At 61.5% G+C, this 12,725-nt stretch carries 15 protein-coding genes; 8 read left to right on the forward strand and 7 right to left on the reverse strand.

The features are described 5' to 3' along the window. Positions 1-65: 65 nt before the first annotated feature. Positions 66-923 carry an HDOD domain-containing protein gene (locus tag HNE05_RS18585; protein WP_240008778.1) on the reverse strand — a complete coding sequence of 286 codons (858 nt, stop codon included), beginning with the start codon at positions 921-923 and terminating at the stop codon, positions 66-68. A 660-nt stretch (positions 924-1,583) separates the two neighbouring features. Here HNE05_RS18585 and HNE05_RS18590 point away from each other — a divergent pair. From HNE05_RS18590 to HNE05_RS18605, 4 genes are all read left to right on the forward strand, one after another. Further along, positions 1,584-1,931 carry a hypothetical protein gene (locus tag HNE05_RS18590; protein ID WP_173210115.1) on the forward strand — a complete coding sequence of 116 codons (348 nt, stop codon included), beginning with the start codon at positions 1,584-1,586 and terminating at the stop codon, positions 1,929-1,931. Between the two features lie 1,029 nt (positions 1,932-2,960). Next, positions 2,961-3,482 (forward strand): demethoxyubiquinone hydroxylase family protein, encoded by a 522-nt coding sequence (locus tag HNE05_RS18595; protein ID WP_173210117.1) that lies wholly within the window; start codon positions 2,961-2,963, stop codon positions 3,480-3,482. 76 nt (positions 3,483-3,558) lie between these two features. Beyond that, positions 3,559-4,032: a GNAT family N-acetyltransferase gene (locus HNE05_RS18600; RefSeq protein WP_173210119.1), complete on the forward strand. Its 474-nt coding sequence runs from the start codon at positions 3,559-3,561 to the stop codon at positions 4,030-4,032. A 57-nt stretch (positions 4,033-4,089) separates the two neighbouring features. Continuing rightward, positions 4,090-4,899, forward strand: coding sequence for a hypothetical protein (locus tag HNE05_RS18605; RefSeq protein WP_173210121.1), 810 nt, complete (start codon positions 4,090-4,092; stop codon positions 4,897-4,899). A gap of 18 nt (positions 4,900-4,917) precedes the next feature. Here the strand turns inward: HNE05_RS18605 and HNE05_RS18610 are convergent, their stop codons facing one another. Continuing rightward, positions 4,918-5,670 (reverse strand): substrate-binding periplasmic protein, encoded by a 753-nt coding sequence (locus tag HNE05_RS18610; RefSeq protein ID WP_240008779.1) that lies wholly within the window; start codon positions 5,668-5,670, stop codon positions 4,918-4,920. 108 nt (positions 5,671-5,778) lie between these two features. Here HNE05_RS18610 and HNE05_RS18615 point away from each other — a divergent pair, with 108 nt between their 5' ends. Continuing rightward, positions 5,779-6,249: a GreA/GreB family elongation factor gene (locus HNE05_RS18615; protein ID WP_173210123.1), complete on the forward strand. Its 471-nt coding sequence runs from the start codon at positions 5,779-5,781 to the stop codon at positions 6,247-6,249. Positions 6,250-6,259: 10 nt separating this feature from the next. On the opposite strand, the gene HNE05_RS18620 is transcribed toward HNE05_RS18615, so the two are convergent. The 5 genes from HNE05_RS18620 to HNE05_RS18640 form a co-directional block, all read right to left on the reverse strand. Further along, positions 6,260-7,015, reverse strand: coding sequence for a substrate-binding periplasmic protein (locus HNE05_RS18620; RefSeq protein ID WP_173210125.1), 756 nt, complete (start codon positions 7,013-7,015; stop codon positions 6,260-6,262). Between the two features lie 159 nt (positions 7,016-7,174). Next, a complete protein-coding gene (locus HNE05_RS18625; RefSeq protein ID WP_173210127.1) occupies positions 7,175-8,227 on the reverse strand; it encodes a cyclic nucleotide-binding domain-containing protein in 1,053 nt (350 codons plus the stop codon). Between the two features lie 202 nt (positions 8,228-8,429). Further along, positions 8,430-8,867 carry a hypothetical protein gene (locus HNE05_RS18630; protein WP_173210129.1) on the reverse strand — a complete coding sequence of 146 codons (438 nt, stop codon included), beginning with the start codon at positions 8,865-8,867 and terminating at the stop codon, positions 8,430-8,432. Between the two features lie 16 nt (positions 8,868-8,883). Further along, positions 8,884-9,384 carry a YgjP-like metallopeptidase domain-containing protein gene (locus tag HNE05_RS18635; RefSeq protein WP_173210131.1) on the reverse strand — a complete coding sequence of 167 codons (501 nt, stop codon included), beginning with the start codon at positions 9,382-9,384 and terminating at the stop codon, positions 8,884-8,886. Between the two features lie 73 nt (positions 9,385-9,457). After that, positions 9,458-11,455, reverse strand: a complete 1,998-nt coding sequence (locus HNE05_RS18640) for a methyl-accepting chemotaxis protein (RefSeq protein WP_173210132.1) — start codon at positions 11,453-11,455, stop codon at positions 9,458-9,460. A gap of 298 nt (positions 11,456-11,753) precedes the next feature. On the opposite strand from HNE05_RS18640, the gene HNE05_RS18645 reads away from it, so the two are divergent. From HNE05_RS18645 to HNE05_RS18655, 3 genes are read left to right on the forward strand one after another with little or no spacing between them, the layout of a single operon-like run. Then, on the forward strand, positions 11,754-11,894 hold the full coding sequence (locus HNE05_RS18645; RefSeq protein ID WP_173210133.1) for a hypothetical protein: 141 nt from the start codon (positions 11,754-11,756) through the stop codon (positions 11,892-11,894). Positions 11,895-11,910: 16 nt separating this feature from the next. Further along, positions 11,911-12,219 carry a hypothetical protein gene (locus HNE05_RS18650; protein ID WP_173210135.1) on the forward strand — a complete coding sequence of 103 codons (309 nt, stop codon included), beginning with the start codon at positions 11,911-11,913 and terminating at the stop codon, positions 12,217-12,219. Next, complete coding sequence (locus HNE05_RS18655) at positions 12,200-12,718, forward strand: hypothetical protein (RefSeq protein WP_173210137.1); 519 nt, start codon at positions 12,200-12,202, stop codon at positions 12,716-12,718. Before HNE05_RS18650 ends, HNE05_RS18655 begins: the two co-directional genes overlap by 20 nt. The last annotated feature ends 7 nt before the right edge of the window (positions 12,719-12,725 follow it).

Consider the following 12,725-nt stretch of genomic DNA (forward strand, 5'->3'; position numbering starts at 1 on the left):
TCACCCCGCGCCGCACCGTGGCCCAGCGTGCCAGCGTCCACGGCCAGGGCTGCCAATCCGGCCGCTCAGCGCAGCGTGGCAGCAATCTCATGGATATCGGCGCGATGGGCGAGCACCAGCTCCAGCTCGCCATTGGCACTGACGAAATTCAGCGGCGGCAACAGCTTGTGGTAAGCCGCCAGCTCCACCAGCAGCGGCAGCTCGGCTTGCGGGTTCTGCTCCTTGATCGCATGGAACAGCGCCAGGTTGACCAGATCGATCAGCCCCAGCTCGCGGCTTTCACACAGACTCCAGTTGCCGGCGTTGCGGATCACCCCGATGTACTCGTCGTCCACCGCCCACTTCTTCAGCACGATCACCCCGAGCGACTTGCTGTACTCGCGGCACAGCTTGTAATACAGCTCGCCGGAAGGAATCTGCGCCTCATCCTTGAACGCCGACAGCACCGCCAGGGTGCCCACCTCGCTGAGCAGGCTGGCCAGCAACGCATGCTCCGGCGCCACATGGCCGAGCAGGCGGGCAAGCATGGCGCTGGTGCTGGCCTTGAGCACCAGGCGCTCCCACACCTCGACGAACAACCGCTTGTGCGCCGCGCTGTGCAGGGTGAACAGGCTGCGAATGCTGTGCACCATGGTGATGCGATCCACCTCGGCCATGCCGAGTAGGGTGATCACCTCATGCAGCGTCTTGGGCACCAGCGCATGCCGATAAAGCGCGCAGGAGGCATGCTTCATCAGAATCGCGCTCAACGCCGGATCACGGCTGACCAGCCGTACCAGCGCCGGCACCGTCATCCGCTCGTCACTCAGGGCCCGGCGGATATCCAGGGTAATGGTCGGCAGGCTGGGCAACTGCTCCTGACCCTGCATCAGCTGCGACACCACCCGCCGGTAGATCGAATAATCGGACGTCTCATTGACCAACACACACCTCCGCGCACTTCCGTTGCAGTGTAGGTGGCGCTCGGCGGGTGGTGAGACAAAGGCACAGCGTTACGCGGTGGACAGGTCAGGGGGGAGTCAGTAGGTTCGGCTCAAGTGCTCGGGACGATGCTCGGGAGCCGAGGGCGCTGACCCCGTCGCGGCTTCTCCCAAGGCTTTCGCATTAACTATGGCAGCCTCTAGACAGAAAACGATCAAGGTCTGGCAAGGAATATTAGGAGGCAAGGATGCTCAAAACCGAGTCATGGCGGAAATATTTATTCATAGTATTCATACATTCATTACCGGCTGCACTCATCACAGCAATCTCATTTTTCATGTATTCATCGCTTGAATCGGAATGCCATGTGAGCAATGTATTACAAGAAAAAATGAGAGCTCGCTTGTCGAAGTCAGAGCTGCAGTCAGCTCGCCCTAGTTCTGGATCCGGGGGGTGCCCTGTATTGTTCTTTTACATGAGAGATGACGGGGCAGGTGCTTGCGCAGGAGGTTCTGAAAATATATTTCGCGGACCTGAAATTTATTTTGACAGTTGCGGTTGAGTGCAAGCTCCTAACAACTGATTCAAACCGTTCGCTACGCTCACCGGGATGGGTTAAAGCCAACCCCTTAACCAAACGTTAGGCAAAGGAAGGCATCACAGTGCCTGGCTGGCGACGCGAATTCATAAAACTATTCCCGCAACATCAGAGTGCAGCGCAAGCAGAAACATACTCTGGCGCACTGGTTCAACAGCCGCTTTTCTTCATCCTCAAAGAGGCCATAATTCTTGGCGAGACCGACAATATTAAAAGAGTTATTTCTTACGTTAAGTGGCTTGACCAAAACCCTGCAGCCAGTTGCACCGCAGAAATTGAAGAAGACCTATTTATACCGATAGCAGAATCCAGAGACCTGCGCACAGGCCTGCTAAAAACACTCAACAAGCATGATTTCGAGTCAATAAAGAAATACTTCATAGCAAGCTGGCAAAGCGAAGAACATCGATAATGAATTCAACTCAATACACAGCTAGCCTTTTCAATCTGACGCATCTGCGTAACCTGCCTAGCAAACGGCTCAAACCACTCGCCGCGCTCGCTGGAGCGGGCTAAAGCCTCCTTTAACCAAACGGTATTTTTCAAAGGTAGCATGTGAGCAACCTCATCAAGATTTTTCTCTCAGCAACAATAACCACCACAGTTATATTAATGACCCAGCATTATCTGGAAAATAAACCAGCAGAAATGAGCCGGGAGGAATTGCGCCTTATAAGTTCGTGCAATTTCCCTGTATCCCGTACAGAGCCCCTCACCACTGAAGAAACCTGCGTCGTAGATTTACTTAAAACCAGATGCAACAAGATAGACTCCTGTTACGTAGACTGCATTACATCAGGAGATGGTTTGGATATTGGAGGCGGGTGTCCGCATCTGTGCAACTATGCAAACAGAAAGCACTGGCGCCCACCGGCTGAAATCGCGAAGTGCGCCAAGCCTCAGCAAAATTGAACACATAACAAATGGCCCAAGCCGCTCGCTCGGGATCGGCTTAAAGCCGGCCCCTTAATCAACCGTTAGAGACCACATGTCACTGCTTCTCGCCCGCTTACTGCTTGCCCTAGCATCCGTGGCTTGGCTACGTGCACTGGGTGGCATTTGGTACGCACACTTCTTCGTGAGCGATATCGTTGAGCCAAAGAACATCATGTCCCGACAAACCGCAGCGAGCTTAATATCTCTAGAGGTCGGTTGGTGGCTCGCACTTGCCGCTTTGGCGCTCTCCGGCTTGTTGCTCGCATTGTCTCGGAGCCGGCCCCGCCCAGCGTTCTGGGCCGCACTAGTCAGTGGCGCGTATGTCACCCCAGTAGTTCTCGTGATTAGCTATGTACAGCTCATTCATTAGCTCCGCAGTCGGGACACGCCTCAATGGGAAGCACCTGCCCGCCTCTAACAACGAGTTTAAGTCACCCGCCTCGATCGCTCCGGACCACATCCCGCGGCCCCTTCAGCAAAACGTTCGTCCCTTATAGGAGTTTCAGTGACCACGCAAAAAGAAGTCGAACGCATCCTGCGCGTCGACCATGCCGGAGAGCGTGGCGCTATCAGTATCTATACAACTCAAATCGCCATTTCCAGGCGCCTGTGGCCAAGCTGCGTTCCTGCGCTTGAAGAAATGTTGGCGCATGAGAAGTCGCACTACCGGACATTCGAGTCAGAACTGCGAAAAAGGCATGCGCGCACCTGTTATGCCCTCCCCCTGTGGAACCTGGGCGGTGCAACCCTGGGCCTGATCACAGCCCTGCTCGGGCCGAAAGCCATCTGGTCATGCACTGCCGCCGTCGAAAGTACCGTCTACAAACACCTGCAAGAGCAGCTTCACTTTCTAGAACAGCACGACCAGGCGGCCTGGCTGGCCGTCAAGGCGATTGAGGCAGACGAGAAATCCCACCTTGAGCACGCGCTGGACAATGGTGGTGAGCCAGTTAGAGCCAATTGGCTTATTTGGGCAGTCGTCTCTTCGTGTACATCCATGGCTATCTGGCTCTCGCGCAAGCTATGAACTGCCCAGCAGCCGGTTAAAGTCGTTCGCTACGCACCAGCACCCCGTTGCAACCTTGCACCACAGAGCCGCCCCCATGCCCATCACCTGGTTTATCCGCCATCACGCCGACCTCTCCATCCACGAGCTTTACGCCCTGCTCGCCTTGCGCACGCAGGTGTTCGTGGTGGAGCAGAACTGCCCTTATCTGGATGTGGATGGGCAGGACCTGCTCGGTGCTACCTGCCACCTGCTGGCCTGGCAGGGCGATGTGCTGGTGGCCTATCTGCGCCTGCTCGACCCGGCGAAACAGGGCGGTGATGTGGTGATCGGCCGCGTGGCGGTCGCCCCTGAGGCGCGCGGCATGGGGCTCGGTCATGCACTGATGGAGCGGGCGTTGCGGGCCTGTGCCGAGCGCTGGCCGGGCTTGCCGATATATCTGTCGGCCCAGGCGCACCTGCAGGGCTACTACGGCCGTTATGGCTTCGCGCCGGTCGGCGAGGTCTATCTGGAAGACGCTATCCCGCATATCGGCATGCGCCGCCGCTCCACACAATCTCCACAGACCTGACCCAGCGCCTCCATCCTGGCGCCGCAGACTGCCGGCCTTCACCAAGGAGGACGGGCAATGCTGATGATGTTGGGACTCTTGCTCTGCGCACTGCTGGTGCTAACTGCACTGGTTCGCGGGCTGTTGCTGTTTCCCTGGTGCGGGGCCCGGCGCGGCTGGTCGCTGGCGCTGCGGCGCTATGGCCTGAGCGTGCTGCTGTGCGTCAGTGTGACAGCGTGGGAGTTGGGCGCCTTGTATGGCTTCAGCTGGCGCCATCTCGGCCGGGTCAGTCAGGTCGAGATGGCCAATACCGCCGTGGCCTATGCCTACCCGCAGGTGTATGCCGACCTGGGCGAGCTGCGCCATGACTATGCCCGCTTCCGGCCCTCGGTCAGCTATTGGAACAGCTGGCGCTTCGAGGAGCGCATCACTGTGTGGGACAAACTGCTGGGCGACACCGACTACCAGGTGCGCCTGCCCGACCGCGTGGTGGTGCTGAATGTGCATGGCACTCCGCAGTATGACTACGCCTTGGAGGATGAACAGATCATCGCCCCCGACCGCGCGGATATGGGCCTGATTGCCCGCGTGCAGAGCCGTGACTCCTACGCCACCGAGCTACAGGATTTGCAGGCCAGCTGGTCGCAGCCAGGGCGTGGCGAGGTTCGCCTGCAAGAGCGCTGCTTGAGCGCCTACAGCGCCCAGCCACGGGGCCTGAACCTGCAGCTGACGGCCAAGGAGCACCATCCGCTGACGATCACTCCGCGCTTCGGCTTCTATCGCATGACCCTGGGCCTCAGCCCTGCCGACGACTATGGCTACGGCAGCCAGGATATCCAGCGCATCAGCCGCGCCGAGTTCATGCGCCTGCGTGACTGCAACGACTAGTGCGGGGCGCCAAGTGTGCTAGTCCGGCAACTCCTGCCCCGGCAGCCAGCGGTGGTAAATCGTGCTGAAACTGCCGTCGGCCTTCATCGCATCCAATGTCGTCTGCCACTGAGCAATCAGCGCATCGTCGGTCGATGGCGAGAAGGCGATGTAGGCATAGCTGCGCAGAAAGCTGTGCAAAGGCTCGACATCCTCAGGCTTGAGATCACCCAGGGCGAGCAGGCTGGCCAGGGTGACGTTGTCCGCCACCACCACGGGTACCCTCCGATGACGCAACATGGTCATCATCTGTTTCGGCCCGATCACCCCATAGAGGTTGGGCAGGCCTTTGGCCTGGAGCGTCTGGTAGCTGTACCACTGGCGCGGCACGGCAATGGTGCCGACCTTGCTGGCGTCGTCCAGGCTGTCGATGGTCAAGCCGGAACCCTTGAGGGCATAGAAACTGGTGACGCCGACGATGATCGGCCCAACCCACTTGAACAGCTGTTCGCGCTCCTCGGTGCGCATGGCGACGAACAACCCGGTATTGGGCTCGTTCAGCGTCGCCTGGTAGCCACGGGCCCAGGGCACCACCTCGATAGACGCCTGCTGCCCGGTACGACGGAGGATTTCCTTCACCACCTCGACGCCGAGCCCGGCAGGCTTGCCCGCCTGGCTGAAGTTCAGCGGCGGGTACTCCTCGGTGTACAGCTGCAAGGGCTCGGCCGCCAGCCCCAGGCCGGCGTAGCAGAACATCAGGCAGAGCAGGCAGCAGCGGCGAAGAGCGCGCATGGGAGATCACCTTGCGGAATCTGCCTGAGTCTAGACCAGCGCATGGGCACAAGACCCCGACCAGGGTGGCCTGCTACCCTGCACACCCGTTCACTGCCCGCCGCGACCATGGACAAGACCCTTCTGCAACAACAGGTGTGCGAGCACCTGGAGGCCGATCTGGCCATGGCCGTGCGTGCCGCGCAAACCGCCCATGAGGCGGCCACGCACGAAGAAAACATCGCCGAGAACAAGTACGACACCCTCGGCCTGGAGGCCTCCTACCTGGCCGCCGGGCAAGCACGGCGGGTGGAGGAAATTCGCCAGGCCCTGCACGCCTGGCGAACCCTGCAGATGCGCGACTTCGACGAGGAACAAGGCATTCAGCTCGGCGCCCTGGTGTTGCTGCAGACAGCCGATGGGCGGCGCCAGTGCCTGCTGCTCGGCCCCGATGGCGCCGGTCTGAAACTGCCGAGCGCATGGGGCGAGGTCATGTTGATCACCCCGCGCGCACCGCTCGGGCAGCAACTGCTGGGGCTCGGCGCGGGTGACGAAGTGAGCAGCGGCCCGCAGCGCTGGCAGATCATGCAGGTGATCTGAGGCCCATCCGTCAAGGAACGGCCACTCCGAGGGACTGCCCCAGGCTGGCCAGCCGGCCGCTGGCGATGAACTGACGAAACTGCTCATCGATGCGCTGGCGCAGCGCCGCGTGCCTGGCGTCACGGGGGAAGGCGAAGTAGCCGCGCTGGATATCCAGCTGCGGCTGCAGCTCTCGTATCTGTGCAGCAAGCTGCTGATCGGCCAGATACGGCCGGGTATTGCGCTGGTTGCTGGCCAGCAGGTCGACGCGGCCGATGGCGAGCATGCGCAGGCCATTCTGCACGCTCTCGACCACCACCGGGTTGAGCTGCTGGCGAGCCTGCTCGAACTGCCCGCCGTAGGTCCAGCCACGCACCACCGCAATCCTCCGCCCCTGCAGGTTCTGGTAGAGCCCGTCCCAGGGCGGTTCATGACCGCGGCGGGCGAAGAGCACCATGCTGTCCTGGTAAAAGGGTTCGGCCGCGAAGGCAAAACGCGCCTCGCGCTCGGCGTTGCGGTAGGGGCCGACGAGGATATCCGCCTGACCCAGTTCAACCATGAGTTGCGCCCGCGCCCAGGGATGCAGCTCGAAACGCAGGTTGTCGCCCAGCTCGACCGCCAGGCGGCGTAGTACGGCAGGTGCCAGGCCGATGAAATGGCCCTCGGCCGTGCGCTCATAGACTTGCGGGAAGTGGGTACCGACTACCAACCATTGGCGGGCCTGCGCCGGCCCGCCGAGCAACAGGCCGAGCACAGCAGCCAAAAGGTAACGTGGGAAGCAGCGCATGTTGCCAATCAGGCCTCGGGGTAATACGTAAGGCTCAACCTAGGGTAGTCGAACCGACTGCAGCCAACGATAGCCTGTGTGTCGGCGGCAAAGCGTGACTGAGTAGACCGGCCGGGGCGCTGCCAGCAGGTTCTTCTGGGCCTGCCGGCAGCGCTAGGCTCAGGCCGCGGCCGAAGAAGCCTCACCGAGCAGGTAGGCGTCGAAGCCGAGCTGGTTGAGCAGGTGTACGGCCAGTTCGCTGCGGATGCCGCCTTCCGGGGTCACCACATAACAGGTCGCGCGATCGAGGCTGTCGGCATGGGTGCGCAGGTTGGCCACCGGCAGGTTGAAGCTTTCCGGCAGATGGCCCAGGCGGTACTCGACAGCCAGGCGCACATCGAGCAGCAGGTACTTGCGCCCGGCCTGCTGGCCGATTTTTTCCAACTCCTTGTCGCTGATGCGCGGGATCAGGGTCGGCCGCACCAGCTCGACGAAGTCGTCACGGTGCAGGCGCGCCAGCTCGCCATCTTCGAGCATGGTCACGCTGGCCGAACGCACCGAGCCACTGACCAGCGCCTCCTCGCCGAAGAAGTCGCCACACTCCAGGGTTTGCGTGGGTTGCTCGCGATAGGCCGTGGGCAGGTTGATACGCGCCCGCCCGCGTTTGATCACATAGAAGTGCTCGCCCGGCTCACCGTAGCTGACCACGTTGTCACCGGCCTTGGCCTCGACATACTCGAAGCGCGCCAGCAGGGCATGCAGGTGCGAGGGCGCCAGGCGGCCGAACAGCGGGGTGCCGAGCAGACGCGCCAGCCAGTCCTCACCGTCATCCTCTTCCACCAGCATGCCACCGCCCAGGCTGTTGACCTGGTAGGCCGCCTCCTGGCTCCAGCCAAGCAGGCGCTCGAGCAACTGGTGCTCGACGGCAAACAGACTGATATCGGTCAGCGCCTTGACCGTGGCGGGATTGGGCTGACTGCCGTTAAGCGGCATATGCGCCTGCGGCGAGCCGCCTTCGAAGGTCTGCTTGGCATGGCCGGCGTCCACCGCCACCTTACCGCTGAGCAAGTAGTACTGCGCCAACGAGCGCTCACCCTTCTGCAACAACAGCGTGCCTGCCGGCCGCTGCACGTACTTGAGGCTGGCATGCAGCTGCTGGCGGTACTGCGGGGTGAGGAAGTCCATCGGGCTGAAGCTGCTCAGCTGTTCGATGCTGAGCGTTGAACTACTCATGAGCTGTACTCCGCGAGAAGACGCGGCCTTGCGCGTGAAGGAGGTTCCATTGCCAAGGGCATACCTTAACCATAGTGCCTGGCCAGCAGCCTGGTGCTGACGCTGGTCGGATACGTTATGCACAGCTGGCGGGGATGACTCTGTGGATAACCTGCGCATGATCCCGCCGGGGCCCTGCCAGCCGTGGGCTGCGTCCTGCTGCTCAGTTCTTGTACGACGAGCGCCGCAGACGCCAGTGGAAGTGACAGCTGGCGAGCAGGGACAGCAGGCTGATTAAGGCAAATGACCAGGCGGCGAGCTGCTTGCTCATGGCGACAGCGTTGCCAACACGCTCGATGTTGAGAATGAACAGGAACACCAGCAAGAGCAGCTGCAAGACCGCGCAGCACACAAAAGCCACGTGCCGACGGCTCACCAGCAAACCGTACAGCAACGTCGGCAAGCCCAGCATCAGCAGCATGATGGCCAGCTCCAGCAACCCCGCTCTGCCCTCCCAGAGCACATACAGGTAGATCAGGGAAACCAGCGCAGCGTAACTGCGGCTGAACCACTGATAGGCGCTATAGCCACGCGGTAGCAGTCCGCTGTCGACACGAGCCAGTTCACTGCCCGGCGGGGCGTACGGATTGATCTCGTCCATGAGTGATTCCTTGCAGTCAGTTCGGCGCCACCAGCTCACGCCAGGTCAGGTACACGCGCAGGTCGAATTCCAGCTGGTGGTAGCCCGGCAGCATGTATTCGCAGAGCTTGTAGAAGGCCTTGTTGTGGTCGTATTCCTTCAGGTGCGCCAGCTCATGCACCACGATCATCTGCAGGAATTCCGGCGCCGCCTCCTTGAACAGCGCGGCCACGCGGATCTCCTTCTTCGCCTTGAGCTTGCCGCCCTGCACCCGCGATACCGCCGTGTGCAGGCCGAGGGCGCGGTGGGTCAGATCGAGGCGGTTGTCGTAGAGCACCTTGTCGATGTTCGGCGCGTTACGCAGATGCTCCTGCTTGAGCCCCAGGGTGTAGGCATACAGGGCCTTGTCGCTCTGGATCTGGTGGCGCGCCGGATAGCGCGTGGTCAGGTAATCACCGAGACGGCCGTCGGCGATCATATGCATCACCTGCTGCTGCAGGTGCATCGGGTAGGCCTGGAGGTATCTGAGCGCGGTCATCGGGCGGTACTGCGGGTACGGGTCACCAGTCTACCGCCCACGGGGCCGCGCGGCACCCGTGGGCAGTGACCACTCAGCGCACCTTGAAGCGGTTGACCAGCTCGACCAGGCGGCGGTTGGAGGCGAGCAGCGCATCGGTGCTCTTGTCCGCCTGCTGCCCGCTGCTGACCAGGTCATCGACCATGTGGCGGATGGCAACCATGTTCTGGTTGATCTCCTCGGTCACCGCGCTCTGCTCCTCGGCAGCCGTGGCGATCTGCGCGCTGAGGTCGTGGATGCGCCCGACCGAAGAGGCCATGTCGTCGAGGCCGACGTTGACCCGCGAGGTCTTGTCCGCCGTGGCCTGGCAGCTGGCCTTGGTCTTCTCCATGGCCTGCACGGCAGAGCTGACGCCCTGCTGCAGCTTGCTGAGCATCTCGTTGATCTCCGAGGTGCTCTGCTGGGTCCGCCCGGCCAGGGCACGCACTTCGTCGGCGACCACGGCGAAGCCACGGCCCTGCTCACCGGCACGCGCCGCCTCGATGGCGGCGTTGAGCGCCAGCAGGTTGGTCTGCCCGGCAATTTCGCCGATCACCCCGAGCACATCGTTGATGCGCTGGGCGTCCTGCTGCATCTCCTGCACGCGCGCGGTGGCGCTTTCCACCTCATCGACCAGGGCCAGCACGCTGGTCGAGGCCTCGGCCACTACCACACGGGACTGTTCGGCCTTGTCGTTGGCATCGCGGGTGAAGCTGGCGGTCTCGGTCGCGCTCTGCGCCACGGTGTCGGCGGTGGAGCTCATCTCGGTGATGGCCGTCACCGCCTGGTCGGTTTCCGAGGCGTGGCGGGTCAGCACTTCGTTGGTGTGGCGCGACTGCTGCTGGAGCTGCGCCAGCTCTTCGGCGATCACCGCGGAAGCCTGGGTGACATCAGCGATCATGTTCTGCAGGTAGGCGATAAAGCGGTTGACCGAGCTGCCCACCGCGTCCATCTCGTCCTCGCCCTTGAGGGCGATGCGCCGGGTCAGGTCGGCATCGCCGGCGGACAACGAGTCGATATTGCCGCGCAGCACATGCAGGCGCTGCATCAGCTGGCGGATGGAAAACAGCATCATCGCCAGCAACAGGATCACCAGAGGAATCTGCAGGGTGGCCAGGGTTTTCAGCACGCCGGCACTGTTCTCGGTGAGCAGGTGGGTCGGCAGCGCCGCGGCCAGCAGCCAGGGCGTGCCCTCGATCGGCTGCAGGTAGAAGGTCCAGTCATCGCCGTCCTCGGCCTGGAACTGGTGCTTGAACAAGGCGTCGCGGCCGATCTGGCCCAGGCCTTCCTGGATCTCGTTGACGAACAACGACTGGCGAGCCAGCTCGGAAACGTTCTTCAGCACGATCTCGCCGCCGATACGCGACTGGTTGCTGAGGATCTTGCCGTCCGGCTCGACGATCATCACCTCGCCGTGGATTTCCTTTTCCTTCTCGGCCACCAGGTTGTTGAAGAAGCCCAGGGTCACGTCGATGGTCGACACGCCGAACGGCGCACCGTCCTTGCTGATGGCCATGGCGCAGTTGGTGCGTGGTTGGGCGCTGGCGTCGTCCTTGTAGGCCGCGGCCCAGGCGCAGTGGCCGCGCGGGGCCTGCATGCCGGCGCGGTGCCAGGGCTGCTCGTAGTACTTGAGCGACTCGTCGGAGTTCCAGTAGGTGTTCACCGTCATCTTGCCGCTACCGTCGCGGTGGAAGAAGGTGCTGTGCTTGTCGCGCTCGGAGCGCTGCTGCGGCAGCGGCCAGATACCGCCGCCGAACACCTTGGGATCACCGTACTGGTCGACCAGGCCGGGCACCACGGTATCGATGCTGGCGCTGTCGAGCAGTGGAATGGTCTGGGTGATGCTGCGCGACTGCGCCTCGACCTTGGCCAGCTCGAAGAGGATGGTCTCGGCGATCCTGTTGACCTTGTCCAGCACCAGCTGCTCTTCCGAGGCCTTCAGCTTGGGCGTGATGAGATGGCGAATGCCCTCTTCGGTCAGGACAAAGATCACGGCGATAAAGGCAATGAAGATAAGGGTGTAGCGGGCCTGAATTGTTTTAAGCGAACTCATTGTTCACTCCTGGCTCTCGATCTGCGAATGCTTCGGTGGATGTAATGCAACACCTCACCACCTGCCGGCTCGTGCCGGTCTGTGCGATGCCGTACAGCGGTCCCTCTTCTACACGCTCCTGCAAAGAGTCTAGATGGAGATGCCACTGTATCGGGATCTGTATCGAGGGCTTGATGGCGGCGCGAGTAGCGCAGGGTTTTATCAGACGAACGTGATGCACGATCGTTCTAGATGAAGCGCGCCAGATACAGGACAAGCGCTGGCCGAAAAACTCCCACTCCCCAGCGGTGAAATCGCCATGGCTCGCTCGATTTTCCAAGACTCCATCGACTACACCAAGGTCAAGGTGCATCGCGATGAATACCTGCCGTTTGGACTGCAGCCGGACAACACTGCGATCATATTTCCAGGAAGACTTCTCAAGCGCCAAGCAGGATGAATACAAGCACTGGTTCATGCACGAGATGGTTCATGTCTGGCAGCACCAGTTGGGTTACTGGGTCAAGCTGCATGGCATGTTGCTGCACCCTGGCAGTCTCTGGGGACTGCTGGGCGACCCGTACCAATACACCCTGGATGCCACGAAAAAGTTGCAGGACTACAACATGGAACAGCAGGGCGACATCATCGCCGACCACTATGCCCTCTCCAGCGGCCTCAGCGCGTTATCGAATAGCGGGCGCCAAGTGCGTGACCGTAGCCTGTTCAACCTGGTACTAGCCGACTTTCTCAAGGATCCCAGCAATGCCAACGCACGCCCCTAAGTGGCCGATACTGGTCAGCCTGTGCCTGCTCAGCCTCAGCAGTCAGGCCATGTCGCGCCTGTTCGATGGCGACGCCAACGTCTGGATCGCCAATGATCGGCTGTGCTTTGGTGGGACCGAGTTCAAGTCAGCGGGGCTGTTCTTCAACCGCACGCTCAAGGTCGATGCAGGCCAGGTCGTGGTGCATGCCATCCAAGTGACCGGTGCCGCCCCCGGCTCGTACTGGGCAATTAGTGCGGCAGACCCGGAACACGCACTGCCGCTCACCGGCAACACCTGCATTGCCTATGGCGAGCGCATTGCACACTTCAACCCAAGCCAGGCAGCCAAGCCGCTGGTGGATGGTCTGTACAGCGTGACATTGGCCGGCTCCGATCTGAAGAGAGGCAATCGAGCCACGTTCTACAAGAACTTCTGCCTGCAGCACAACGACAGCGGGCGCAGGGTGACGGCGGCCCATTACGACAAGAGTGCCCAGCAATGGGTCTGCTCGCCGTGATTCCCCA

The sequence above is a fragment of the Pseudomonas campi genome, assembly GCF_013200955.2.
Classification (GTDB): Bacteria; Pseudomonadota; Gammaproteobacteria; order Pseudomonadales; family Pseudomonadaceae; genus Aquipseudomonas; species Aquipseudomonas campi.

Excerpts from the sequence above, each read along its gene's own strand:
- HNE05_RS18605 (WP_173210121.1), top strand. The coding sequence starts at position 4,090 with ATGCTGATGATGTTGGGACTCTTGCTCTGCGCACTGCTGGTGCTAACT.
- HNE05_RS18635 (WP_173210131.1), bottom strand. The coding sequence starts at position 9,384 with ATGACCGCGCTCAGATACCTCCAGGCCTACCCGATGCACCTGCAGCAG.
- HNE05_RS18650 (WP_173210135.1), top strand. The coding sequence starts at position 11,911 with ATGCACGAGATGGTTCATGTCTGGCAGCACCAGTTGGGTTACTGGGTC.
- HNE05_RS18645 (WP_173210133.1), top strand. The coding sequence starts at position 11,754 with ATGGCTCGCTCGATTTTCCAAGACTCCATCGACTACACCAAGGTCAAG.
- HNE05_RS18630 (WP_173210129.1), bottom strand. The coding sequence starts at position 8,867 with ATGGACGAGATCAATCCGTACGCCCCGCCGGGCAGTGAACTGGCTCGT.
- HNE05_RS18640 (WP_173210132.1), bottom strand. The coding sequence starts at position 11,455 with ATGAGTTCGCTTAAAACAATTCAGGCCCGCTACACCCTTATCTTCATT.
- HNE05_RS18620 (WP_173210125.1), bottom strand. The coding sequence starts at position 7,015 with ATGCGCTGCTTCCCACGTTACCTTTTGGCTGCTGTGCTCGGCCTGTTG.
- HNE05_RS18600 (WP_173210119.1), top strand. The coding sequence starts at position 3,559 with ATGCCCATCACCTGGTTTATCCGCCATCACGCCGACCTCTCCATCCAC.
- HNE05_RS18610 (WP_240008779.1), bottom strand. The coding sequence starts at position 5,670 with ATGCGCGCTCTTCGCCGCTGCTGCCTGCTCTGCCTGATGTTCTGCTAC.
- HNE05_RS18615 (WP_173210123.1), top strand. The coding sequence starts at position 5,779 with ATGGACAAGACCCTTCTGCAACAACAGGTGTGCGAGCACCTGGAGGCC.
- HNE05_RS18655 (WP_173210137.1), top strand. The coding sequence starts at position 12,200 with ATGCCAACGCACGCCCCTAAGTGGCCGATACTGGTCAGCCTGTGCCTG.
- HNE05_RS18625 (WP_173210127.1), bottom strand. The coding sequence starts at position 8,227 with ATGAGTAGTTCAACGCTCAGCATCGAACAGCTGAGCAGCTTCAGCCCG.